This window comes from Stenotrophomonas sp. OVS01A (assembly GCF_019969775.1).
Taxonomy (GTDB): domain Bacteria; phylum Pseudomonadota; class Gammaproteobacteria; order Xanthomonadales; family Xanthomonadaceae; genus Stenotrophomonas; species Stenotrophomonas indicatrix.
Genome location: NZ_JAHXYV010000002.1, coordinates 41318 through 66518, shown reverse-complemented (window position 1 = coordinate 66518; position 25201 = coordinate 41318). Strand labels below are relative to the sequence as shown.

The window sequence follows — 25201 nt, the reverse complement described above, 5'->3', positions numbered from 1 at the left end:
GACTCGAGGGAAGGTTCGCATTCGGAGGGGATACATCATCAGCCACTGGAGATCAGGTCATCCAGCCAGGCACTTTACTTCCGTCAATCGTTGACGTTGATCCACCCCGTCACCGCGCCGCGCTTCGGGTTGCGATAACGCAGCTTCACCCAACCATCCTGCTCATCCAGCATCTCCACGCGATCACCCTGCACCAAGTAGCGCTGCGTGCTCGATGCACCAGGGCGGTCGAACAGGAACAGGCGCGCAGGCAGCACGCTCGCCATCAGCCCCACCAGCGGCGCACCGCTTGCTGGTGCGCCGAGCCCGTCGCCGATGGCGCTTTCCAGCACCTTGCCGGAGGGATCGTAGGTACGCCACACCGCCAGTGGTCCTTGATTCTCGGTCTCTTCCCAGTGCAGCGCCCGGTTCAGCGTATCGCCCAGCATCAACACGCTCTCACCGCGGTACAGATAGAGCTGCGGTCCGTTGAAGCGATACACGTCGGTGTACCACATCGGCCCACTGCGGCAGCTGGCGGTCAGCGTGCGCGTGGCGGCGTCGGCGGTAAGGCCCATCAGGTCACCGCACTGGTCGTGTCCATGGGTCACCGCCTTCAGTGCGCGGAACTCACCGCTGCCCACGTCGAAGCGATAGACCGCAACGGCCTCATTGACCATGCCCACCGCCGCGCGCGCAACCAGCTCGGGACGCCCGTCGAAATCGAGGTCCTCTGCGCCCAGGCGCGAATGTCCCTCGGCGTCCGGCGCGCCAGGCAGGCGCTGCCGCTTCCCTGCCGGCTGCAGGAGCACGGCTAGCATGCCGTCCTCCTGTACCTCTACCGACGCCTGCACGCCCGCTGCCGGCGAAAACCGCAGCGGGCCCCGGTCCTCGTCCTGCGCCTGCGCCGCCGGCGCCAACAGACCGGCCAGCATCACGGTCATCAGCACATCCCTGGGTGTCATCGTCATTCCCTGCAGCGCCACGGTGGCGCGTCCAGGTCAGAACGATACGTCAACCGCCTGCCGCGACCACAGTACCGACTGGTGCCTGGTCTGCTGCTTCCACGCCAGACGGATCGCTTCGATGTCGGCGCGGCGCTGCGGGCTGTCCTCGTGCAGCACCACCAGCACCTTGGTGCGCAGGCGGTTCGGGGAGGCATCGCCACGGAACAGCCACTGGCCGTAGGCATCGAACACGGTCAGGCCGTCCGGGAAGCGCGGCGTCACTTCCTTGTCCAGGAACGCGCGCCACTGGGCATCGCTGATGGTGTCGGCCTGCGGGCGGTCACCGGCGCCCTGCTCTTCGCCCACGCCGAAATAAAGCTCGCTGCGCACCCAGCCGTGGCCGCTGGACGGACGCGCGGCGTCGCCCTGCAGGTCGGCGGTGGTGGCATAGGCGCTGGGCGCCTTGGAGGACAGGCTGGCGCAGCCACTGGTGGCCAGCAGCACGGCGAAGACAAGGCCAAGGTGTTTCATCGGGAACAGCACTCCGGGAAGGGGAAAAAGCACGACGAAGGGGCACGGAGGGTACACCTGCGCCTCGGTTGCGGCTGCAACCAATGCCCTCATGCGGGCAGGGCATGAAGTGATGCGATGGGAGCCGGGACTTGCATCGCACCGCCTCCTCACGCCAAGATAATATATCGCTTCATCCGGATGGATGTAAGTGAAACTATCTCCCCCCCCCTTCCCCACGTCGTTGCTGCTGGAGTCCGCATGTCCCCCCGCCTGTCCGCGTCGCCGCTCGGCCTCGCCATCGCGCTCGCCCTGTCCCCCGCCCTGGCTTCGGCCCAGGACGCCGCCACCAACCTGGACACGGTGATCGTCACCGGCACCCGCGCCGCCGACCGCACCGTGCTTGAATCCACGTCGCCGGTGGACGTGCTGACCGCCGAGGACATCCGCAAGGCCGGCGTGGTCAATGGCGAGCTGGGCAGCGCCCTGCAGGCCCTGCTGCCCTCGTTCAACTTCCCCCGCCAGTCCAACTCCGGCGGCGCCGACCACGTGCGCGCCGCGCAGCTGCGCGGGCTGTCGCCGGACCAGGTGCTGGTGCTGGTCAACGGCAAGCGCCGCCACCACACCGCGCTGGTCAACACCGACAGCAAGATCGGCAAGGGCACCACCCCGGTCGACTTCAACGCAATCCCGGTCAGCGCCATCAAGCGTATCGAAGTACTGCGCGATGGCGCCGGTGCGCTGTACGGCTCCGATGCCGTGGCCGGCGTGATCAACGTGATCCTCGACAACGGCGGCGACGGCGGCGAGATCGAAGCCAGCTACGGCGCCAACCACACCGACCTCAAGCCGATCGGCCGCACCCTCACCGACGGCCAGACGGGCAACCTCAGTGCCAAGGTCGGCACCTCGCTGGGCGAAGACGGCGGCTTCCTGCGCGTCGGCCTGGAATACAAGAAGCGCAACGGCACCAACCGCGCCGGCTTCGACCAGATTCCGCCGTGGGACCAGACCGAGGCCAATCTTGCCCTGCAAGGCAAGCGCAACTACGTGCTCGGCGATGGCGCCAGCAAGGACATCAATCTGTGGCTGAACACCGAGATTCCGGTGGGCAAGACCGCGACGTTCTATGCGTTCGGTACCTTCAACCAGCGTGATACCGAAGGCGCGAACTACTTCCGCTATCCCGATGGCGATGCCAACTGGAAGGAGGTCTACCCCAATGGCTACCGGCCGATCTCCGAAGGCGAGAACCGCGACGTGCAGGCGGTGGCCGGTATCCGTGGGCAGTGGGGTGAATGGAGTTATGACGGCAGCCTGGATTACGGCCAGAACGACTTCACCTATCGTCTGCGCGATTCGCTGAATGCCTCGCTGGGCCCGACCAGCCCGACCCGCTTCAAGACCGCGGACTACGAGTACGCGCAGACCGTGGGCAACTTCGACCTGAGCCGCGTGTTCTCGCAGAGCGACAGCATCAGCCACACCCTGGGCCTGGGCGCCGAAGCCCGCCACGAGCGCTACCAGACCCGTCCAGGCGACCCGGCCAGCTACGCCGCCGGCCCGTACACGGATCGTCCGACCGGCTCGCAGGCAGGCGGTGGCCTGACTCCGCAGGACGCGGCGACCCTGTCACGCGATGTGGCCAGCGCCTACGCCAGCCTGTCCAGCCAGTTCGGCGAAAAATTCTCCACCGACCTGGCCGCGCGCTACGAGCACAGCGATGACTTCGGCGGCGAACTGACCGGCAAGCTCGGACTGCGCTACGAGTTCACCCCGGCATTCGCCCTGCGCGGCGCGATCTCCAACAATTTCCGCGCACCGTCGCTGGCGCAGATCGGCTACGAATCCACCTCCACCGGTTACAACGCCGGCGGTCAGCTGGTGCAGGGCCGCCTGCTCTCGGTCAACAACCCCATCGCCCGTGGCCTGGGTGCGCAGGACCTGAAGCCGGAGAAGTCGCTGAACACCTCGCTCGGCTTCACCAGCCGCATCGGCGAGCACTTCGACCTGTCGCTGGACTTCTTCCAGATCGACATCGACGACCGCATCGCACTGTCCGAGAGCATCACCGGCGATGCGCTGACCGATTACGTGGCCACCAACTACGGCGTCGGCGGCCTGCAGAGCGCCAGCTTCTTCGTCAACGCCGCCGACACGCGCACCCGCGGCGCCGAGCTGGTGAGCAACTGGCGGCAGTCGCTGGGCGATGGCCAGCTGCTGTTGACCGGCACCTACGCCTACACCAAGACCACGCTGAAGAACGTGCTGGCCACACCGGCGCAGCTGCAGGCGCTGGACCCGGACTACGTGCTGTTCGGCATCGAAGAGACCAATACGCTGACCGACGCCACCCCGCGCACCCGTGGCAGTTTCTCAGCCGCTTGGAGCAACGACCGCTGGTCGCTGAGCAGCCGGGTGAACCGCTACGGCAGCGCGACCCGCGTATTCAACTTCGGTGATGGCTACATTCCGCGCCAGACCTACCAGGCCGAGTGGCAGCTGGATGCGGAAGTGGAATACCGCATCACCCCGCAGTGGAGCGTGGCCATCGGTGGGCAGAACCTGACCGACAACTACCCGGATCGCTCCAACGAGGACATCCACTACTTCGGCAACCTGCCCTACGACGTGCTGTCGCCGATCGGCAGCAACGGTGCGTACTACTACGGTCGCGTGCGCTACACGTTCTGATTGCTGCGAACAACGTGCCGACCAACGGTCGGCACCCACCGGGACGCGATGGATCGCTGCGGGTGGGTGCGCCGGCACCCGCCGGGTGGGTGCGGACCGTTGGTCCGCACCAGCCGTAGCCTGACCTCGACCCCGCGTACACGCCGCCGCTGGCATGGTGGTCGCCATGGCTGAACCGCTCCCCCTGCGTCCGCCACCTCCATTGCTGGACGACGCCTGCGCGTTGTTCCTCGATGTGGATGGCACCCTGATCGAATTCGCTGCACGCCCCGACGCCGTGCAGCTTCTCCCCGATGTGCGTGAAGCCATCGGCCGCATCAGCGATCGCCTGGAAGGTGCCGTGGCACTGGTCAGTGGTCGCCCGCTTGAACAGCTGGACCAGTTGTTCGCGCCGCTCAAGCTTCCCGCTGCGGGCCTGCATGGCCACGAACTGCGTGCGCAGGACGGGCACGTGATACGCGATGAGCATGGTGACGACACCGCCGACTGGCTGCATGCGCTTCATCAACAAGCCATGCGTTTCGCCCATGGCCACCCCGGCGTACTGGTAGAGAACAAGGGCGTAGGCCTGGCCCTGCACTGGCGTGGCGCGCCGCATGCAGCCAACGATGTGCGCGCCTTCGCCGACCGCCATGTTCGCGGCCGTGCCAGCTATCGCCTGCAGCCGGGCGACCATGTCGTCGAATTCGTCCCGGTGGCTACCAACAAAGGCCGAGCCGTACGTCGGCTGATGCAGTACCTGCCGTTCCGTGGTCGTCTGCCGGTGTTCCTCGGCGATGACCTGACCGATGAATTCGGCTTCGATGCGGCCAATGGCCTGCATGGCTGGAGCGTGCTGATCGGCGAACGTGAACCCAGCGCGGCGGTGTTCGCGCTGCCCGACATACGCAGCGTGCACGCCTGGCTGCGTGAGAATGCGTATTGACCCCGGCCCCCACGGCCGCAACCGAGATGTACCGCGTGATGACCCAACCCGATCTTGATCTGGGCGTGGTCGGCAACGGCAGCTTCGGCGCCCTGGTCGACAAACACGCCCGTGTTGTATGGAGTTGCCTGCCGACCTTCGACGGCGACCCGACCTTCTGTGCCCTTCTCAGCCCCAACCAGCAGACCGGCGGCGACTTCGCCATCGAGCTGGAGGACTTCGCCGGCAGCGAACAGGAATACCTCACCAATACCGCGATCCTGCGCACCGTGCTGCGCGATGCGCATGGCGGCGCGCTGGAAATCCTCGATTTCGCCCCGCGCTGGCGCCAGAACGACCGTTTCTACCGGCCGGTCAGCCTCATTCGCCAGGTGCGACCGTTGTCCGGCAGCCCGCGCATCGTGATCCGCGCACGACCTCTGGCCGACTGGGGCGCGCGCGTGCCCGAGTCCACCTGGGGCAGCAACCACGTGCGCTGGATCCTGCCCGAGCATGTGCTGCGCCTGACCACCGATGTGCCGGTGCGCTTCGTACGTGATGGCCTGCCGTTCGTGCTCAACCATCCCATCCACCTGATCCTGGGCGTGGATGAATCGCTCAACCGCTCCATCAGCGGCTACGTGCAGGAAGCGTTCCAGCGCACCCGCGACTACTGGCGCGAATGGGTGCGCTACCTGTCCATCCCGCTGGAATGGCAGGACGCGGTGATCCGCAGTGCGATCACCCTCAAACTCTGCCAGTACGAGGACAGCGGCGCGATCATCGCAGCGATGACCACCTCGATTCCGGAAGCGCCCGGCAGCGTGCGCAACTGGGACTACCGCTACTGCTGGCTGCGCGATGCCGCCTTCGTGGTGCGTGCGTTGAACCGTCTGGGCGCCACCCGCACGATGGAGCAGTTCCTCGGCTACATCTTCAACCTGGCCACCACCGACGGCACCCTGCAGCCGCTGTACGGCATCGGCTTCGAAGCCAAGCTGGACGAGGACGAAGTGCCCAGCCTGTCCGGCTACCGCGGCATGGGCCCGGTGCGGCGCGGCAACCTGGCCTGGGTACAGCGCCAGCACGATGTATACGGCAGCGTGGTGCTGGCCTCCACCCAGCTGTTCTTCGACCGCCGCCTGCAGGATCCGGGTGACAGCCACACCTTTGCCCGGCTCGAACCGCTGGGTGAACAGGCGTTCGCACTGCACGACGTGCCCGATGCCGGCCTGTGGGAATTCCGCGGCCGCACCGAAGTGCATACCTACACCAGCGCGATGTGCTGGGCGGCGTGTGATCGCCTGTGCAAGATCGCCGTGCGCCTGAAGCGTGATGACCGTGCACAGTACTGGCGCGAGCGTGCCGATACCATCCACACACGCATCATGGAAAAAGCCTGGAGCGAGGAGCTCGGCCACTTCACCGATACCTTCGATGGCCATCGCCTGGATGCCTCGTTGCTGCTGCTGGCCGACATCGGCTTCATCGACGCCAACGACGCACGCTTCGTCGCCACCGTCGAGGCCATCGGCCGCGACCTCAAGCACGGCAACGCGCTGTACCGTTACATCGCGCCGGATGATTTCGGCGAGCCGGAAACCAGCTTTACCATCTGCACATTCTGGTACATCGATGCGCTCGCCGCCATCGGCCGCATGGATGAGGCGCGCGACATGTTCGAATCACTGTTGCAGCAACGCAACCATCTTGGCCTGCTGTCGGAAGACCTTGCCTTCGACGGTGGTGAAGCCTGGGGCAACTTCCCGCAGACCTACTCGCATGTTGGCCTGATCACTGCGGCCATGCGCCTGTCGCGTTCCTGGCAGGAGGCCTCATGAGCCGTCTTGTCATCGTATCCAACCGCGTGGCTGTGCCCGGCGAGAACCGCGCCGGTGGCCTCGCCGTGGGCCTGCTGGCGGCACTGAAGGAACGCGGCGGATTGTGGTTCGGCTGGAGTGGCAAGAGCGTGCGCGAGGCCAGTGGCACGCTGCACGAACAGCGTGACGGTGACATCCAGTACGTCACCATGGACCTGGCCAAGCGCGATGTGGATGGCTACTACAACGGCTTCGCCAATCGCACGTTGTGGCCACTGCTGCACTTCCGCCTGGACCTGGTCGACTACGACCGCGGCACCCGCGAGACCTACCACAGGGTCAATGCACTGTTCGCCGACAAGCTGGCCCCACTGCTGCGCGAAGACGACATCGTCTGGATCCACGACTATCACCTGATTCCGCTCGGCGCGATGCTGCGCGAGCGCGGCATCGGCTGCCGCATCGGCTTCTTCCTGCACATCCCGATGCCCTCGGCCGACCTGCTGCAGGCCATGCCCGATCATCTGCGGCTGTTCTCGGCGCTGTATGCCTATGATCTGGTCGGCTTCCAGACCCAGCGCGATGCCGATCGCTTCCAGACCTACCTGCGCCTGTTCGGCGGTGGCCGGGTACTCGAAAACGGCAAGCTCGAAGCGCCCGGCGGACGTCACTTCCGAGCCGCGGCATTCCCCATCGGCATCGACACCGAGCTGATCGCCCGCCAGGCCAGCACCGCAGCCAGCAAGGCGGCCGTGAAGAACCTGCGCAGCAGCCTGCGCGACCGCCAGCTCGCCATCGGCGTGGATCGCCTGGACTATTCCAAAGGCCTGCCCGAACGGTTCCTCGGCTTCGAACGCTACCTGCAGCGCCATCCCGACCAGCGCGGCTCGCTCACCTACCTGCAGATCGCACCGGTCTCGCGCGGCGATGTCACCGAATACCGGCAACTGCGCAGCCAGCTGGAGCAGATCGCCGGCCACATCAATGGTGGCCATGCCGAGCCGGATTGGACACCGCTGCGCTACGTCAACCAGAACTTCAGCCACGGCACGCTGACCGGCTTCTACCGTGCCGCCGCTGTCGGCCTGGTGACCCCGCTGCGCGATGGCATGAACCTGGTGGCCAAGGAATACGTTGCCTCGCAGGATCCGGAAGATCCCGGCGTGCTGGTGCTGTCCCTGCTGGCCGGCGCCGCCGATGAAATGAAGCAGGCGCTGCTGGTCAATCCGCATGATCTGGACGGCGTGGCCGATGCCATCGCCACTGCGGCGACGATGTCGCTGCACCGGCGCAAGGAACGCTGGCACGCGATGATGGAACACCTGCGCACCTACGACATCAACCACTGGCGCCGCAGCTACCTCGAAGCCTTGGAAGGTTGACCGCCCACGCCGGGCATGGCCCGGCGCTACATTGATCCGGGCACGGGGTAGCGCCGGGCTACGCCCGGCGGCGCTTAATCGAGGAACCGCGCGGCTTGTTCCGGGGTGGGCAGGTAGCAAGTGTCATGGCGCCCGAACCAGCGATAGCGGTTGCGTGCCAATACGCGGTAGGCCCCGTCGCGCCAGCGGCGTGGCAGCACGCGCAGTATGGCCGCCAGGCGCCAGCCACCACCCAGTGCCGCCAGCACGCGCAGGATCGCGTCGGTATCGGTCCACGCACCCTGCCCGTCCAACAGCAGGAACGAGGTCGGGTCGTGCGCGTCCAGGCCGTGCGCGCGCAACATCGCGCTGCCCTGCGCGCCCTGCATCGCCGCGAAGCGAAAGCGTTCCTGCCGGTCGAACCGCAGCAGGAAACGCACCCAGCGGCTGCACAACGCGCAGACGCCATCGAAGACGATCACGCCGCCAGGCTCTACACCCGCAGCGCGATCCCCCCGCATCAGTCCATCCACACCAGCGTCGCCATCCGGCCAGTGCGGCGGTCGCGACGGTGCGAGTACAGATCCGCATCGGCCATGGTCGAGACCGTGCCGCCGTGGATGTTGCCCAGCTCCATGCCCGAGGCCTGCAGGCGCTGTCGCGCCAGCGCGAACAGATCCACTTTCCAGTGACCGGGGCGGGTCGCCACGAAGGACGCCGCAGCGGCCGCGTCGTGGCCGACGAAGGCGTGGTACACCTCTTCGCCGATCTCGTAGTCGGCCGGTCCCGCTGCCGGGCCCAGCCACGCGCGCAGCTGCGCCGGTGGCGTCTGCATGGCGGCCACGGTGGCCTCCAGCATGCCGTCGGCCAGGCCACGCCAACCGGCATGGGCGGCGCCCACCTCGCTGCCATCGACAGCGGCGAACACCACCGGCAGGCAGTCCGCGGTGAGGATCGCCAGCACAACGCCGGGCACCGAGGTCACCGCGGCATCGGCCACCGGTTCGCTGGCGCCCTCCACCGGCGGCGCGCCGAAACGCAGCACGGTGCTGCTGTGCACCTGGCGCAGCCAATGCGGCGCCGATGGCAGTGCCAGGCCCTGCTGCAGCAGCTGCCGGTTGTGCTCGACGTTGGCTGGGGTGTCACCGTCGGCCGCATGCCGGTTGCCCAGGTTGAACTGGGCGAACGGCGCTGGCGAGATACCCGCGCCATGCCGGCGCGTGGTCAGTGCATGCACGCCCGGGGGCGCCGGCCAATCAGCCTGCAGCAGCGGCAGCGCGGTAGTCATTACCAGCGGTCCCGCTCGCGCTCGGCGAAGGCCGCGCTGTCTTCGCGCAGCACCTTCATCAGGTGCAGCATGTCGGCCGGCGCCGGCGCGGTGTTGCGCACCGGCTCACCACTGATCGGATGCACGAACTCCAGGGTCTCTGCATGCAGGGCCTGGCGCTTGAAGCCGCGCAGCGCGGCCACCAGCTCGTCGCTGGCCCCCTTGGGCAGCTTCAGCGCACCGCCGTACAGCTGATCGCCCACGATCGGGTGGCGCAGGTGCGCCATGTGCACGCGGATCTGGTGGGTACGCCCGGTTTCCAGGCGGCATTCCAGCGCGGTATGCGCACGGAAGCGCTCGCGCAGGCGGTAATGGGTCACCGCTTCCTTGCCATCCTCGCGCACGCCCATCTTCAGGCGGTCGCGCGGGTGGCGGTCGATCGGCGCATCTGCGGTACCACCGGCCACCAGCGCGCCCATCACCACGGCCAGGTACTGGCGGTGCACGTCACGGGCGGCCAGCTGCTCGACCAGTGCGGTCTGCGCTTCCAGCGTGCGGGCCACGACCATCACGCCGCTGGTGTCCTTGTCCAGGCGATGCACGATGCCCGCGCGCGGCAGCACCGCCACCGACGGGTCGCGGTACAGCAGCGCATTGACCAGGGTGCCGCTGTGGTTGCCGGCACCGGGGTGCACGACCAGGCCGACCGGCTTGTTGATCACCAGCAGGTGCTCGTCCTCGAACAGCACGTCCAGCGGGATGTCTTCCGGCTCGGCGCTGGTCTGGGCTTCCAGCACCACCTGCAGGGTGACCACCTCGCCGCCGCGCAGTGCGTCGCGCGGGCGTGCCTGCGCGCCGTCCAGCAGGACGTCGCCAGCCTTGATCCACTCGGTCAGGCGGGAGCGGGAGTATTCGGGGAACAGCTCGGCCACGACCGCGTCGAAACGACGGCCGGCGGAGGTGTCGGGGACAACGGCCTGGCGGGCCGATTCGGAGGGTTGTTCAGACATGGCAGGGGGCATCTTTGAAATTTTGGGGTCCCGGCGAGCCGGTTTCAGTCGCTGGACAGGACACTAGGCTATCATCGACCCTTCGTATTCCAGCCGCGTCCCGCATTGACCCCATGATCCGACGCTCCGTCCTGCTCTCCGCGCCCGTCCGCCTGACCGCCCTCCTGCTGGTGCTGGTCATCGTCGCCACTGGCTGCAACCGCGGCACCAAGGGCGATCGCCCTGATGAAGGCACCCCGGTCGAACAGCTCTACGAAAAGAGCCACAAGCTGATGCAAGGCGGCAACTGGAGTGGCGCTGAAGCCAGCTTCCGTCGCCTGGTGGCACAGTATCCCTACGGCCCGTACACCGAGCAGGCGATGATCGAATCGGCCTATGCCCAGTACAAGGCCGGCAAGCACGATGACGCGGTGTCCAGCATCGACCGCTTCATCCGTACCTACCCGACGCACCGCAACATCGCGTACCTGTACTACCTGCGCGGCCTGGCCAACTCCAACCGCAATACGGTTTTCCTGCGTCGCGTATGGTCGTTGGACGCAAGCCGCCGCGATCTGTCCACGCCGCATCAGGCGTATTCAGACTTCAACATCGTGGTCGATCGCTACCCCAACAGCCGCTACGCCGCCGATGCGCGCCAGCGGATGCTGGTGCTGCGTGACGTATTCGCCCAGCATGAGCTCGACAATGCCCTGTACTACGTGCGTCGCGGCGCCTGGGTCTCGGCTGCCGGTCGCGCCAACTACCTGCTGGAAAACTACCCGCAGAGCGCATTCCAGAACGATGCCGTGGCGGTGCTGGCCGAGTCCTACACCCACCTGGGCAACAAGACCCTGGCCGACGACGCCCGCCGCGTCCTGCAGTTGAACCAGCCGGATCACCCGTGGCTGGAAGGCAAGTGGCCGAAGTACCCGTGGATGATCCGCAAGCTGAACCCGTTTGCCGGCGAGAAGTCCGCCGCCACCGGCCAGCGCAACGCGCGAATGGAAAAGAAGTAAGAAAAGAGGCCCCGCACGGGGCCTTTTTTTTTTGCCTGGCGTCACCGCTAGGAATGCTACGAACCGGCGATCACTGCGACTTCCATCGCAGTCGGCGCGCAGGACAGCTCCCAGAATGCGGCGCAAAGGCCATCCCGGCCTGCATGGAGCGCCACATGTCCTCATCGTCCCTGCGGTTCCGACCGCGCCCGACCCTGCTGGTCACCGCCCTGCTTGCGCTGGCCGCCAGTCCCCTTGTCGCGCTGGCGGCGGAGCCGGGTGACCTGCTCTCGGCCGCGCCCTACCGCGCCAGCTGGGTGCCCTCCAAGGCCGCGCAGGCCTACAAGCTGGCCTACCGCACCCCCGATCATCACGGACGCCTGGCCGAGGCGACCGGGCTGGTCTACCTGCCCGCCGGGCCTGCGCCGGCAGGTGGCTGGCCGGTCGTATCCTGGGCCCACGGCACCCAGGGCATCGCCGACCACTGCGCGCCTTCGGTATCCGGCCCCTATCAGCCCGAGCGCGATGGCCGCTTCCTCGACCAGTTCCTGGCACAGGGCTATGCCGTTCTCGCCGCCGATTACCAAGGCCTGGGCAGCCCGGGTGACCACGCCTACCTGCACGTGCGCACCTCCGCGCGCAACGCCATCGATCTCATCAAGGCCAGCCGCCATTTCCTCGGCAATGCCACGCTGTCACCGCGTTGGGTATCGGTGGGCCATTCGCAGGGTGGCGCTGCCGCACTCACTGCCGGCCATCTGGCACCGTCCTATGGACCCTTGCTGCAGTACCGCGGCAGCTTCACCACCGGCACACCCACGGCCGTCGAACTGACTGCGCTGGTGATGAAGCCGGACAGCCGCACGCCGAATCCGGGCGCGCTCAATGCCTATCACGCCTACCTGCTTGATGGCCTGCTGCAGGTGGAGCCGCGTATCGCACGCGTACTCAGCGATGAAGGCCATGCACGGGTCGCGCTGGCGCGCCAGCAGTGCCTGGGCCCGCTGGCAGCCACCCTGGAAGGGGCGAACACGGGAGAAATGTTCAGCGCACCGTTGACCTCGGTGCCGGGCATCTGGGCGCTGCTGCATGACTATCTGGGCGTGCCACGGCGGGGCTTCAGCCAACCGTTGATGCTGGGCCACGGCAGCGAGGATCGCGACGTGCCCTATCTCACCACCCTGCTGTATGCCGTCGGTCTGGCCCTGCGCGGCGAACCGGTGGCATTCCGCCGATACCCGGTCGACCATCGCGGCACGCTGGACGCAGCGGCGGCCGATGGCCTGGCATTCGTGCGTGCGCGGCTGGGGCACAGCCAATTTGACGAGGCCGCCGAAACCGCCAGCCTGGAGCAACTGCTCAACGAAGCCCGGTAGATCCACGCCATGCGTGGATGGGCGGTACACCCGGTTGCCGGCCAGCGGCCGGCACTACCGATGGATCCATCGAACATCGGTAGCGCCGGGCCATGCCCGGCGACCGGTCCTCAGCTCTTGTAGCCGTTGCTGATCGGGTAGCGGCGCTCACGCCCGAACGCGCGGCGCGAGACCTTCGGGCCCGGCGCGGCCTGGTGGCGCTTCCACTCGCTGATCCGCACCAGCCGCAGCACACGATCCACCACCGCCGCGTCATAGCCTGCGGCGACGATCTCCGCGCGCGACTGCTCCTGGTCGATGTAGCGGTACAGGATGCCGTCCAGCACGTCGTAGGCCGGCAGCGAATCCTGGTCGGTCTGGTTTTCGCGCAGTTCGGCCGAGGGCGGGCGGCTGATCACCGCCGGCGGGATCACCGGCGCACCGCCAACGGTGTTGCGCCACTTGGACAGGCCGAACACCTCGGTCTTGTACAGGTCCTTCAGCGGCGCGTACCCCCCGCACATGTCGCCATAGATGGTGGCGTAGCCGACCGCGTACTCGCTCTTGTTGCCGGTGGTCAGCAGCAGGCCACCGAACTTGTTGGCCAGTGCCATCAGGATCACGCCACGGCTGCGCGACTGCAGATTCTCCTCGGTCACATCCGGCGTGGTGCCCTCGAACATCGGTGCCAGCGCCTGCATCAGGCCCTGGAACGCCGGCTCGATGGAAACGGCTTCCAGCTTCACGCCCAGCGCCTCGCACTGCTCGGCGGCCAGGTCGTTGGACATGCCGGCGGTATAGCGCGACGGCAGGCGCACCGCCGTCACGTTCTCCGCGCCCAGTGCATCGACCGCCATGGCCAGCACGATCGCCGAGTCGATGCCACCGGACAGACCCAGCCACACCTTCTTGAAACCGTTCTTGCTGCAGTAGTCCTGGATGCCGCGGGTGACCGCGCGCCACGCCAGCGCATCCATGCTCTCGTCGCCGTCGTCCATCCATACCTGCGGCAGGAAGCGGCGGGTAGCACCGTCGTAGTCCACCACCAGCCACTGGTCGACGAAGGCCGCCGCGGCCGGGTGCACCGTGCCATCGCCATCGGCCACCACCGATGCACCATCGAACACCAGCGCGTCCTGGCCGCCCACCACGTTGAGGTAGGCGATCGCCGCGCCGCTTTCGCGGGTACGTGCAGCCAGCACGGCGTCACGCTGGGCATGCTTGCCACGCTCGTAAGGCGAGGCATTGGGCACCACCACCAGCTGCGCGCCGGCACGCACCGTATCGGCCAGCGGCTCGGCGAACCACAGGTCCTCGCAGATCAGCAGGCCGACCGGGATGCCGTCGACCTCGAACACGCAGCTGCCACCGTCCGGGTCGACATCGAAGTAGCGGCGCTCGTCGAACACCGCGTAATTGGGCAGTTCGCGCTTGCGGTAGGTCTGCTCCACCAGGCCATCGCGCAGCACGCTGGCCGCGTTGTAGACCACCGCACCGGCCGCCTGCGGCCAACCGACCACGGCGGTGATGCCACGGCACGCAGCAGCAATGCGGGTCATCGCCTGCTCGCACTCGTACAGGAAGCCCGGGCGCAGCAGCAGGTCCTCCGGCGGATAGCCGCTGACTGCCAGCTCGGGGAACATCACCAGCCCGGCGCCGTACTCATCGCGCGCCTGGCCGATCATCTCGATGATGCGCTCGGTGTTGCCGGCGACATCGCCAACCGGGAAGTCGAACTGCGCCATCGCGATGCGGATCGAAGCCATGAGGGTCCAGCCTGTGGTTGCAATGCGCACATTGTAGCGCCGCGACATGCGCTCGCCGGGCATGGCCCGGCGCTACCGCGTGGACCATTCTGGTAGCGCCGGGCCATGCCCGGCGGATGCCCAGACGCAGAAAGGCCGCCCTGAGGCGGCCTTTCTGTTTCAAGCAGCCGACCAACGGCCGGCTCTACAGAATCGTCTGCCGAAGGCAGTCGATCTTATTTCACCAGCTTGGCGATGGCAGCGCCCAGGTCGCCCGGCGAACGCACGGTGACGACGCCAGCAGCTTCCATGGCAGCAAACTTGCCTTCGGCAGTGCCCTTGCCGCCCGATGCGATCGCACCGGCGTGGCCCATGCGCTTGCCGGCCGGAGCCGAAGCACCCGCGATGAAACCGACGACCGGCTTCTTCACGTGGTTCTTGATGTACTCGGCACCGGCTTCTTCAGCGTCGCCGCCGATTTCGCCGACCATGATGATGCCTTCGGTCTGCGGGTCTTCGTTGAACAGCTTCAGGCAGTCGACGAAGTTCAGGCCGTTGATCGGGTCACCACCGATGCCGATGCAGGTGGACTGGCCCAGGCCGACTTCGGTGGTCTGCTTGACCGCTTCATAGGTCAGGGTGCCCGAACGCGACACGATGCCGATCTTGCCCGGCTTGTGGATGTGGCCCGGCATGATGCCGATCTTGCACTCACCCGGGGTGATGACGCCCGGGCAGTTCGGCCCGATCAGCACGGTGTCCGGATGCGAACGGGTCAGCACGTTCTTGACGCGCAGCATGTCCAGCACCGGGATGCCTTCGGTGATGCAGACGATGACCTTGATGCCGGCAGCAGCGGCTTCCAGGATCGCGTCAGCCGCGTACGGCGGCGGCACGTAGATGACCGAAGCGTTGGCGCCGGTGCTCTGCACGGCGTCGGCAACGGTGTTGAAGACCGGCAGGTCGATATGGGTGGTGCCACCCTTGCCCGGGGTCACGCCGCCAACAACCTGGGTGCCGTACTCGATCATCTGAGTGGCGTGGAAGGTGCCCTGCTGGCCGGTGAAGCCCTGCACGATCACCTTGGTGTTCTTATTGATCAAAACTGACATTGGATTTCCTTCGGTGTCGGATCAGGCGGCGTTCTTGACAGCTTCGACGACCTTCTTGGCACCGTCGTTGATGTTGTCGGCCGGGATGATGGCCATGCCGCTGTCACGCAGCAGCTGCTTGCCTTCTTCCACGTTGGTGCCTTCCAGACGCACCACGACCGGAACCTTGACGCCCACTTCCTTCACGGCGGCAATGATGCCTTCGGCAATCATGTCGCAGCGGACGATGCCGCCGAAGATGTTGACGAAGATGCCTTCGACCTTGTCCGAGGACAGGATCAGCTTGAACGCTTCGATGACGCGCTGCTTGTTGGCGCCGCCGCCCACGTCCAGGAAGTTCGCCGGCTCGCCCCCGTTGAGCTTGATGACGTCCATGGTGGCCATGGCCAGGCCTGCGCCGTTGACCATGCAGCCGATGTTGCCGTCCATGGTGACGTAGTTGATGTCCAGCTCCGAAGCGATCACTTCGGTCGGATCTTCCTGGGTCTTGTCGCGCATGGCGACCAGGGCCTTCTGGCGGAACGCGGCGTTGTCGTCGCTGTCGAACTTGCCGTCCAGCGCGTACAGGTTGCCGTCGTCCAGGATGGCCAGCGGGTTGATTTCAACCAGCGCCAGGTCCTTTTCGTTGAACAGGCGGTACAGGTTCACCATGATGTTGGCGAACTGGCCGGCCTGCTTGGCGGTCAGGCCCAGCTTGAAGCCGAAATCACGACCGTGGTAACCCTGCACGCCTTCGACGAAGTCGACGTTCAGCGAGTGGATCAGCTCCGGGGTTTCAGCGGCGACCTGCTCGATCTCCACGCCGCCTTCCGAAGAAGCGATGTAGGTGATGGTCTTGGTGCCACGGTCAACCAGCACCGACAGGTACAGTTCCTTGACGATCTCGCCAGCGGTGGTCACCAGCACCAGGTTGACCGGCAGTTCAACGCCAGCGGTCTGGTAGGTGGCCATCTTGGTGCCGAGCATCTTGGCCGCAGCGGCCTTCACGTCGTCGGTGGTCTTGCAGAACTTGACGCCGCCAGCCTTGCCGCGGCCGCCAGCGTGGATCTGCGCCTTGACCATCCAGGGGCCCTGGCCCAGGGAGTTGGCAGCGGCAACAGCTTCGTCCGGGGTCGCAGCGACCTTGCCGGCCGGGACCGGGATGCCGTACTCGGCAAGCAGTTGTTTTGACTGGTATTCGTGGAAATTCATGCGTCACCGTGGGAATAGGAACGACCGCACGCAATTCCTCAGGGCCCCGGCGGGGCGCCGGCATGGACCGCGGCGGGCCCACTATTGTGGCCGAGCCGGCGCCGGGGCGCAAAGAAGTATGGACAAAAGGCCGGAACCGGCCAGATTTCCATGGTCATTCAGGCAGTTGCGGCACGGCCTGGATCACACCGCAAACGCCCGCCCCGGCCGACTGCGCAGCCCAGCCCGGTACAGGCGCCCTATACTGGCCCCGTAAATTCGACCCACGGTGCCGGCAACCGGGCAGCGAGCAGATCCGACGATCGGGGGACGTCGGGCAGGTTCGGCCCACCGCCGTCATGACCCAGTTCCAGGCAGCCAGAAGGGGAGTTCCGGCGTGTCACCCAGTGCTTCATTGATCGACCGCATCGAATCGATACCGCGGCGCGAGCTGTATTTCTTCGCCCTGTACCGGGTGCTGATCGCCTCGGTCATCGCCGCCCTGCTGTACAGCCCGTTGTCGGCCATGGTCGGCGAAGCCCACCACCCGCGCCTGGCCTATTCGGTCGGCGCCACCTATCTGCTGCTGTCGCTGCTGCTGCTGGTAATCGGCCGCAACGAGCGCTGGCTGCGACCCATCGTGGTCGGCGGCGTGCTGTTGGACATCGTCGCCGCCAGCCTGCTGGCGCACGCCCTGCCCGGTGCCAGCGCCGGCATCTCGATGTCGCTGCTGTTCAACATCGCCGCCGCCGCCACCCTGCTGCCGCTCAGCTGGGGCCTGGTGCTGGCGCTGGCCGCCAGCGTCGCCACCGCCGCCGAATACCTGTGGAAGGTGCTGGAAGGCGGCGACCCCACCCGCACCCTGGCCGAACTGGCGATGTTCGCCACCAGCTACCTGGCGCTGGCCTTCATCAGCTACCAGGTCGGCAACCGTGCACGCCGCAACCAGCAGCTGGCCAACCAGCGTGGCGACGAAGTGGCCAACCTGTTCCAGATCAACGAACTGATCATCCGCCGCATGCGCACCGGCGTGGTGGTGGTGGACGCCGACAACCGCATCACCCTGGCCAACGAAGCCGCCTCGATCCTGTTGGGCGACGCCGATGGCAACAGTGATTCCGGCCGCCTCGACCTGGCCAGTGTCGCCCCCGAACTTGCCCGGCGCCTGCAACGCTGGCGCAACGGCTGGGCACAGGATGAAATGCCGCTGCAGCTCAACCCCGACCAGCCGGAAGTGCAGCCACGCTTCGCCCGCCTGCTGGCCGGCAGCGACCTGGTGCTGGTGTTCCTGGACGACTCCAGCGTGGTCTCGCGCCGCGCCGAATCGCTCACCCTGTCGGCGATGGGGCGCTTCTCGGCCAGCCTCGCGCACGAGATCCGCAACCCGCTGGCGGCCATCAACTACGCCGTGCAGCTGCTGGAGGAAGGCACCGGCTTCAACGAAAGCGACCGCCGCCTGCTGCAGATCATCCACCAGCAGTGCCAGCGCACCAACGGCATCGTTGAAAGCGTGCTGGGTCTGGCCCGACGCGAACGCGCCAACCCGGAAAACGTCGACCTGGCCGCCTTCGTGCGCCGCTTCGTGCTGGAGTACAAGCAGGGCCAGACGCTGGAAACCGACAGCATCGAACCGATCATCAACGACACCTCGGTGCCGGCCCAGGTCGACCCGCGCCACCTGTACCAGGTGCTGACCGTGCTGGTGCACAACGCCCTCAAGTACGGCCGCATCGGCGAGCAGCCCGCGCGCGTGCGGCTGCGCGTGGCCCAGCACGAGCGTAGTGCGGTGATCGACGTGATGGACCGTGGCCCCGGCATCCCCGAGACCGTCGCCGCGCAGCTGTTCCGCCCCTTCTTCACCACCTCCGAGCACGGCACCGGCCTGGGCCTGTATATCGCCCGCGAGCTGTGCAGGGCCAACCAGGCGCGGCTGGATTACATCCCCGTCCCCGCCGGTGGCTCCTGCTTCCGCCTGGTACTGCCCGGCCCGCACACCCTGCTTCCGCACTGATTCGGTGCGTCAAACATTTGTCGCCTTCCACACCCTCGGCTATCTTTCCCACCCATGAACGAAACCCGCAGCGCCCTCGTCGTCGACGATGAACGCGATATCCGCGAACTGCTGGTGTTGACCCTCGGCCGCATGGGCCTGCGCATCAGCACCGCCGCCAACCTCGCCGAAGCCCGCGAACTGCTGGCCAGCAATCCCTATGACCTGTGCATCACCGACATGCGCCTGCCCGATGGCAATGGCATCGAACTGGTCAGCGAGATCGCCCAGCACTACCCGCGCACGCCGGTGGCGATGATCACCGCCTTCGGCAGCATGGACCTGGCCGTGGAAGCACTGAAAGCCGGTGCCTTCGATTTCGTCAGCAAGCCGGTGGACATCACCGTGCTGCGCGGCCTGGTCAAGCATGCGCTGGAACTCAACAACAGCGAACGCCCCGTTGCCGGCCCCGCCGCCGAACAGGCCGCACGCCTGCTCGGCGAATCGCCGGCGATGGACGTGCTGCGCGCCACCATCGGCAAGGTTGCGCGCAGCCAGGCGCCGGTCTACATCCTGGGCGAATCCGGGGTGGGCAAGGAACTGGTTGCACGCACCATCCACGCACAGGGTGCACGCGCCGCTGGGCCGTTCGTGCCGGTCAACTGTGGCGCCATTCCCACCGAGTTGATGGAGAGCGAGTTCTTCGGCCATCGCAAGGGCAGCTTCACCGGCGCCCATGCCGACAAGCCGGGACTGTTCCAGGCCGCACACGGCGGCACCCTGTTCCTGGATGAAGTGGCCGAGCTGCCGCTGCAGATGCAGGTGAAGCTGCTGCGTGCGATCCAGGAAAAATCGGTGCGCGCGGTGGGCGCCCCCAGCGAAGAGCCGGTGGACGTGCGCATCCTCTCGGCCACTCACAAGGATCTGGCCGAGCTGGTCGAAGACGGGCGCTTCCGCCACGACCTCTACTACCGCATCAACGTCATCGAACTGCGCGTGCCGCCGCTGCGCGAGCGTCACCAGGACCTGCCCGCACTGGCGGCGTCGATCCTGGCGCGGCTGGCCCGCAGCCACGGCCGCGCCACCCCGCTGCTGGCGCCGTCGGCGCTGGACGCGTTGGCCCAGTACGGCTTCCCCGGCAACGTGCGCGAGCTGGAGAACATCCTGGAACGCGCGCTGGCACTGGCCGAGGAAGACCGTATCGGCGCCGACGACCTGCGCCTGCCGCAGCATGCCCCTCGCTCACCGGGCAGCGCTGCGCACGCTGAAGCCGTAGTCGATCTGCACCCGGGCAGTGCCGCCCTGCCCTCGTATATCGAACAGCTCGAGCGCAGTGCCATCCAGCGCGCGCTGGAAGAAAACCGCTGGAACAAGACCCGCACCGCCGCGCAGTTGGGCATTACCTTCCGTGCGCTGCGCTACAAGCTGAAGAAGCTGGGGATGGAATAAGGCGGGGCACCCCGTGGTGGTGCCGGCCGCTGGCCGGCAACTTCGTGCACCGCGCCATCCACGCATGGCGTGGATCTACTGGTTGCCCATCCACGCATGGCGTGGATCAACCGGCCGTTCTGCGTCGGAATGGTAGTGCCGGCCGCTGGCCGGCAACCCCGTGCATCGCCCATCCACGCATGGCGTGGATCTGCTGGGCGCTGACCGCCATCCAGGCACGGCGTGGATCAACCGGCCGTTCTGCGTCGAAATGGTAGTGCCGGCCGCTGGCCGGCAACCTCATGTACCGCGCCATCCACGCATGGCGTGGATCTACTGGTTACCCCATCCACGCATGGCGTGGATCTACGGCATCAATCCTTGGTAACGCGATTGATCTCGGCCAGGCTGGTCACGCCCGCGGCCGCCTTCTTCAACGCCGACTGCCGCAGGTCATTCACACCGATCGCCTGCGCAGCCTCGGCAATCTGCAGCGCATTGCCGCCCGCCAGCACGATGGTCGCAATCTCGTCGGTCATCGGCATCACCTGGTAGAGGCCGGTACGGCCCTTATAGCCCTCGGTGCATTCGTCGCAGCCCACTGCCTCATACAGTTCGATGCCTGCATCCAGCTGCGCCTGGGTGAAGCCCTCGGCCAGCAGCGCATGCTCCGGCAGATTGGCCGGGCGCTTGCAGTTCGAACACAGGCGGCGCGCCAGGCGCTGGGCAATCACCAGCGTCACCGAGCTGGTGATGTTGTACGGCGCGATACCCATGTTCATCAGGCGCGCGATGGTCTGCGGCGCATCGTTGGTATGCAGCGTGGACAGCACCATGTGACCGGTCTGCGCAGCCTTGATCGCAATTTCCGCCGTTTCCAGATCGCGGATTTCGCCGACCATGATGATGTCCGGATCCTGTCGCAGGAACGAACGCAGCGCCGCGGCAAAGGTCATGCCGCGCTTGTTGTTCTGCTGCACCTGGTTCACGCCCGGCAGGCGGATTTCCACCGGATCTTCCGCGGTGGAGATGTTGCGGGTCTCGTCGTTGAGGATGCCCAGCGCGGTATACAGCGACACCGTCTTGCCCGAACCGGTCGGGCCGGTCACCAGCACCATGCCGTACGGCTTGTGGATTGCCTCCAGGAACAGCTTCTGCTGGTCCGGCTCGTAACCCAGCTTGTCGATGCCCAGCTTGGCCGCGCTGCCATCGAGGATACGCAGCACCACCTTCTCACCAAACAGCGTAGGCAGCGTGCTGACGCGGAAGTCGATCTGCCGGGTCTTGGACAGGTTGAGCTTGATGCGCCCGTCCTGCGGCACGCGCTTTTCGGCGATATCCAGCTGCGCCATCACCTTCAGGCGCGCGGCGATGCGCTGGTTGAGCTTGTTCGGCGCGCGCGCGACCATCTTCAGCAGGCCGTCGATGCGCAGACGCACGCGGTAGTCGTCTTCGTAGGGCTCGAAATGGATGTCCGACGCGCCCTTGCGGATCGCGTCGACCAACACCTTATTCACGAACTTGACCACCGGGGTGTCGTCGCCCTTGGCGTCGATACCGCTGTCGGTGCTGGTCATGTCGTCGTCGCCACCGCCAACATCGAGGTTGGCCATGCCGTCATCGTCGCCACCCAGCGCATCGCCCATCGTGTCGTGGCTGGCATGCCACTGCTCCAACGTGCGGCGAATCTGGTCCTCGTCCACCAGGATCGGCTCAACCACCAGATTGGTGTGGAACTTGATCTCATCCAGCGAATGGGTGGGGTTGCTGGTGCCGACGAACAGCTTGCCGCCGCGTTTGAACAGCGGCAGCACGTTGTGCTTGCGCAGCAGCTCTTCACTGACCAGGCTCATCGCGTTCTGGCTGCTGTCGAACGTGGACACGTCAAAAAGCGGCATGCCGAATTCGACCGCATTGGCGGCGGCGAGCTGCGAGGCGCTGACCAGCTTGTTCTGCGCGAACCACGTCGGCAGCGGCTGGCGCGCAGCGGCCGCCTTGGCCATGGCATCGCGGGCAGCGACTTCGTCCAGCGCGCCGTCCTGGACGAGGCGACGGGCCAGGCCGGTGATGCCGACGAGATTGGCGGTGGTAACGGCGTTCATAGAAATCCTTGGCTCATGGGTCTGGCAATGCGGTGCGCCCTCCAGGGGCACCACACAGGGCAGCAGAACCTGCCGCGAGCATCGGCCAGCGGCATCGCCAATCCATGAGCAACGCTGCCTTGCCCGGCGTTGCCGGCCCGGCAGGCTCGATCCTGACTCCCCCGGGGATGATAGCCCCGTCAAGGGTCGCCCAACATCCCATTGCCGGCTGAAATGTGATCAGCAGCCCGTTGGGCGATAGCGTGCTTCAAAGGCGCTGCCGTCGCAGCTCCAGATGCCCTCGGCGGAGCGGCGCAGGATCAGGTCCTTGCCTTCCAGGGCACTGTGGCCCTTCAGGGTGCAGCTGATATGGCCGACACCTGATTCGCTGAGCTCGGCCTCGACGGCCGAGCAATGGGCATTCTGCGCGACACCGATGTACGCAGGCGTGACCAAGGTGACCGAACGGCCTTCGTTGACGAGAACTTCGACCTTGGTCTTGCCCGGCGTGATATCGGCCAGCGCGGCGACCAACTGGGTGCGCACGACGTAGGGCTGGAATGCCACCATCGCGATGGCCGCCAAGATTGCGATGATGGCCACCACGATCATAAGTTCGATGAGCGTGAAGCCCTTCTGCGTGTTCATGATTCCCCCTGTTTGATCCAGCAATCCCCATTGCTGCCTGCCGACCAGATTTTGTAGCCCGGTCAGCACAAGGCCCGCCGAGGCGGGCCTTGTGCATTCTCTCTTGAGAGGTTTGGGAGCAACAGCTCCACCACGCAGCTCAAGTTGAGAGCATTACTTGGTGCAACCCTTCGGAATGAACTTATCGTCCATCACGGTCACGACGCAGGAGAAGCCGCCCGGGGTAGTGATAGCGCCAGCGGCGTCGGTCTCGGTATCCGTGTAGGTCAGGGCCAAGGTCGAACCGGCACCAATGCGGGTGCCCGGGTCACGGATGGTGCAGGTCATGCCATCGTCGGTAACGGCAATCGTCGAGCACGCACCGGTGTTGTTGGCCTGGAAGCCAGCGGCAGCCAAAGTCGGCACACGGCCCGCGCTCTTTTCCATCTCGAACTGGGTCTTGTGCGAGGCCAAGTCGGCAAGCGCAGCGGTGACCTTCGACTTCGCGGTGTAGTCCTGGTAGGCCGGCAGTGCGATGGCGGCCAGGATGGCGATGATCGCGACGACGATCATCAGTTCGATAAGGGTGAAGCCCTTCTGGTTCTTCATTGTGGTACATCCCCAAGATAGTGGTGGTTGATTTCAGTACACAGGTAACGAGCCGGCATTGCCGGTTGAGCGGGTCCTGTGCCCTGCGGGTGGATCAACGCAGGTTGCGTGCCAACCCCGGCACGCCTCCCCCTGGATTTCCCCGCGCCCATGATGGCAGCAATTTCGTGGATGGGAACCCCCCATATTCGAATCTGCGATGGACGCGGCAATGTGACGCAGTGCGTCACCTTTGGTCGGCGGCCGGCACGAAATTGCATTCCGGCCCGCTCGGCAACTGCCCAGACGGCAATGAACCCGCTACCATCGGCAACTGGATGCCCGTCTGGGGATGGCGGGCCGGGGAGCCAACATGTCTGTCAGTCGCAGTGCGATCAAGAAAGAACCGGTGGCGCGCGCCACCATGGAGCTGCAACCGTTTGTCTGGGAGGGGACCGACAAGCGGGGCGTGAAGATGAAAGGCGAGCAGCTGGCCAAGAATGCCAACCTGCTAAGGGCCGAACTCCGTCGCCAGGGCATCAACCCCGGTACAGTGAAGACGAAGCCGAAGCCGTTGTTCGGCGCCGCTGGCAGCTCGATCAAGCCCAAGGACATTGCCTTCTTCAGCCGGCAGATGGCCACGATGATGAAGTCTGGCGTACCGATCGTGTCGGCCCTGGAGATCATCGGCAGCGGGCACAAGAACCCGCGCATGAAGAAGATGGTGGACACCATCCGCACCGATATCGAGGGTGGCTCCTCGATGTATGAGGCGGTCAGCAAGCATCCGGTGCAGTTCGACGAGCTCTACCGCAACCTGGTGCGGGCCGGCGAAGGCGCCGGCGTGCTGGAAACCGTGCTGGATACGGTGGCTACCTATAAAGAGAACATCGAGACCCTCAAGGGCAAAATAAAGAAGGCGCTGTTCTACCCGATCATGGTTGTGGTTGTCGCCATGGTGGTCAGTGGCATCATGCTGGTGTTCGTGGTGCCGCAGTTCGAGGATGTGTTCAAGAGTTTCGGCGCCGACCTGCCGGCCTTCACGATGCTGGTGGTAAACCTGTCGCGGTTCATGGTGTCGTGGTGGTGGTTGATGCTGATTGTTGCGATCGGAACGGCGGTCGGCGCGGTCATGGCTTACAAGCGCTCGCCAAAGATGCAGCACGCCATGGACCGGTTCGTGTTGAAGGTGCCGGTGATCGGCCAGATCATGCACAACAGCGCCATTGCCCGTTTCGCCCGCACCACCGCCGTTACGTTCAAGGCGGGCGTGCCGCTGGTGGAGGCACTCGGCATCGTGGCGGGCGCCACCGGCAATACGGTGTATGAAGAGGCGGTGCTGCGGATGCGCGATGACGTGTCTGTCGGCTACCCGGTCAACGTTTCCATGAAACAGACCAACCTCTTCCCGCACATGGTCATCCAGATGACCGGCATCGGCGAAGAGGCCGGCGCCCTGGATGCCATGCTGTTCAAGGTGGCCGAGTACTACGAGCAGGAAGTCAACAATTCAGTGGATGCCCTGAGCAGCCTGCTGGAACCGATGATCATGGTGTTCATTGGTACCATTGTTGGCGGCATGGTGATTGCCATGTACCTTCCCATCTTCAAGCTCGGCGCCGTCGTCGGATAAAAC

Annotated in this window: 20 protein-coding genes; 9 read left to right on the top strand and 11 right to left on the bottom strand. The window is 66.0% G+C overall.

What is annotated here, in order from left to right:
* Positions 1–83: 83 nt before the first annotated feature.
* Entirely contained in the window at positions 84–944 is an 861-nt protein-coding gene (locus LC407_RS09220) for an SH3 domain-containing protein (protein ID WP_080150552.1), read from the bottom strand.
* Between the two features lie 36 nt (positions 945–980).
* Positions 981–1457: a DUF3574 domain-containing protein gene (locus LC407_RS09215; RefSeq protein WP_032975156.1), complete on the bottom strand. Its 477-nt coding sequence runs from the start codon at positions 1455–1457 to the stop codon at positions 981–983.
* A gap of 240 nt (positions 1458–1697) precedes the next feature.
* Between LC407_RS09215 and LC407_RS09210 the strand changes: the two genes are divergently transcribed.
* The 4 genes from LC407_RS09210 (at position 1698) to otsA (ending at position 8236) form a co-directional block, all read left to right on the top strand.
* The gene (locus tag LC407_RS09210) at positions 1698–4130 is read left to right on the top strand and encodes a TonB-dependent receptor (protein WP_223482711.1); all 2433 of its coding nucleotides are present in this window, start codon (positions 1698–1700) and stop codon (positions 4128–4130) included.
* A gap of 166 nt (positions 4131–4296) precedes the next feature.
* Positions 4297–5055, top strand: a complete 759-nt coding sequence (gene otsB, locus LC407_RS09205) for a trehalose-phosphatase (RefSeq protein WP_088101059.1) — start codon at positions 4297–4299, stop codon at positions 5053–5055.
* Positions 5056–5093: 38 nt separating this feature from the next.
* Positions 5094–6875 carry a glycoside hydrolase family 15 protein gene (locus LC407_RS09200; RefSeq protein WP_223482710.1) on the top strand — a complete coding sequence of 594 codons (1782 nt, stop codon included), beginning with the start codon at positions 5094–5096 and terminating at the stop codon, positions 6873–6875.
* Positions 6872–8236 carry an alpha,alpha-trehalose-phosphate synthase (UDP-forming) gene (gene otsA / locus LC407_RS09195; protein ID WP_223482709.1) on the top strand — a complete coding sequence of 455 codons (1365 nt, stop codon included), beginning with the start codon at positions 6872–6874 and terminating at the stop codon, positions 8234–8236. Before LC407_RS09200 ends, otsA begins: the two co-directional genes overlap by 4 nt.
* 74 nt (positions 8237–8310) lie before the next feature.
* Here otsA and LC407_RS09190 read toward each other — a convergent pair whose 3' ends face one another.
* The 3 genes from LC407_RS09190 to rluD are packed head-to-tail and all read right to left on the bottom strand — an operon-like array spanning position 8311 to position 10492.
* Positions 8311–8736: a thiol-disulfide oxidoreductase DCC family protein gene (locus tag LC407_RS09190; RefSeq protein WP_223482708.1), complete on the bottom strand. Its 426-nt coding sequence runs from the start codon at positions 8734–8736 to the stop codon at positions 8311–8313.
* Positions 8736–9503, bottom strand: coding sequence for a peptidoglycan editing factor PgeF (gene pgeF / locus LC407_RS09185; RefSeq protein WP_223482707.1), 768 nt, complete (start codon positions 9501–9503; stop codon positions 8736–8738). The genes LC407_RS09190 and pgeF overlap by 1 nt, the downstream gene beginning before the upstream one ends.
* Positions 9503–10492 carry a 23S rRNA pseudouridine(1911/1915/1917) synthase RluD gene (gene rluD / locus LC407_RS09180; RefSeq protein WP_099786121.1) on the bottom strand — a complete coding sequence of 330 codons (990 nt, stop codon included), beginning with the start codon at positions 10490–10492 and terminating at the stop codon, positions 9503–9505. Before rluD ends, pgeF begins: the two co-directional genes overlap by 1 nt.
* 113 nt (positions 10493–10605) lie before the next feature.
* Between rluD and LC407_RS09175 the strand changes: the two genes are divergently transcribed.
* Together LC407_RS09175 and LC407_RS09170 are read left to right on the top strand one after the other, a co-directional pair.
* Positions 10606–11490: an outer membrane protein assembly factor BamD gene (locus LC407_RS09175; protein ID WP_025874301.1), complete on the top strand. Its 885-nt coding sequence runs from the start codon at positions 10606–10608 to the stop codon at positions 11488–11490.
* Between the two features lie 155 nt (positions 11491–11645).
* Positions 11646–12845 carry a lipase family protein gene (locus LC407_RS09170; protein ID WP_223482706.1) on the top strand — a complete coding sequence of 400 codons (1200 nt, stop codon included), beginning with the start codon at positions 11646–11648 and terminating at the stop codon, positions 12843–12845.
* A gap of 110 nt (positions 12846–12955) precedes the next feature.
* On the opposite strand, the gene LC407_RS09165 is transcribed toward LC407_RS09170, so the two are convergent.
* The 3 genes from LC407_RS09165 to sucC form a co-directional block, all read right to left on the bottom strand.
* Positions 12956–14590 carry an NAD+ synthase gene (locus LC407_RS09165; RefSeq protein ID WP_025874299.1) on the bottom strand — a complete coding sequence of 545 codons (1635 nt, stop codon included), beginning with the start codon at positions 14588–14590 and terminating at the stop codon, positions 12956–12958.
* A gap of 215 nt (positions 14591–14805) precedes the next feature.
* The gene (sucD, locus tag LC407_RS09160; protein ID WP_017356169.1) at positions 14806–15681 is read right to left on the bottom strand and encodes a succinate--CoA ligase subunit alpha; all 876 of its coding nucleotides are present in this window, start codon (positions 15679–15681) and stop codon (positions 14806–14808) included.
* 21 nt (positions 15682–15702) lie between these two features.
* Positions 15703–16872 (bottom strand): ADP-forming succinate--CoA ligase subunit beta, encoded by a 1170-nt coding sequence (sucC, locus tag LC407_RS09155; protein ID WP_025874298.1) that lies wholly within the window; start codon positions 16870–16872, stop codon positions 15703–15705.
* 376 nt (positions 16873–17248) lie between these two features.
* Here sucC and LC407_RS09150 point away from each other — a divergent pair, with 376 nt between their 5' ends.
* A complete protein-coding gene (locus LC407_RS09150) occupies positions 17249–18862 on the top strand; it encodes an ATP-binding protein (RefSeq protein WP_059064905.1) in 1614 nt (537 codons plus the stop codon).
* 54 nt (positions 18863–18916) lie between these two features.
* Positions 18917–20290 (top strand): sigma-54 dependent transcriptional regulator, encoded by a 1374-nt coding sequence (locus LC407_RS09145; protein ID WP_223482705.1) that lies wholly within the window; start codon positions 18917–18919, stop codon positions 20288–20290.
* A 353-nt stretch (positions 20291–20643) separates the two neighbouring features.
* Here the strand turns inward: LC407_RS09145 and pilB are convergent, their stop codons facing one another.
* The 3 genes from pilB to LC407_RS09130 all read right to left on the bottom strand — a co-directional run bounded on the left by pilB (position 20644) and on the right by LC407_RS09130 (position 23586).
* Positions 20644–22371 carry a type IV-A pilus assembly ATPase PilB gene (gene pilB, locus LC407_RS09140; protein WP_025874295.1) on the bottom strand — a complete coding sequence of 576 codons (1728 nt, stop codon included), beginning with the start codon at positions 22369–22371 and terminating at the stop codon, positions 20644–20646.
* 219 nt (positions 22372–22590) lie between these two features.
* Positions 22591–22998 carry a pilin gene (locus tag LC407_RS09135; RefSeq protein WP_223482704.1) on the bottom strand — a complete coding sequence of 136 codons (408 nt, stop codon included), beginning with the start codon at positions 22996–22998 and terminating at the stop codon, positions 22591–22593.
* 153 nt (positions 22999–23151) lie between these two features.
* A complete protein-coding gene (locus LC407_RS09130) occupies positions 23152–23586 on the bottom strand; it encodes a pilin (RefSeq protein ID WP_223482703.1) in 435 nt (144 codons plus the stop codon).
* A 352-nt stretch (positions 23587–23938) separates the two neighbouring features.
* Here LC407_RS09130 and LC407_RS09125 point away from each other — a divergent pair, with 352 nt between their 5' ends.
* Positions 23939–25198 carry a type II secretion system F family protein gene (locus LC407_RS09125; protein ID WP_223482944.1) on the top strand — a complete coding sequence of 420 codons (1260 nt, stop codon included), beginning with the start codon at positions 23939–23941 and terminating at the stop codon, positions 25196–25198.
* Positions 25199–25201: the final 3 nt, after the last annotated feature.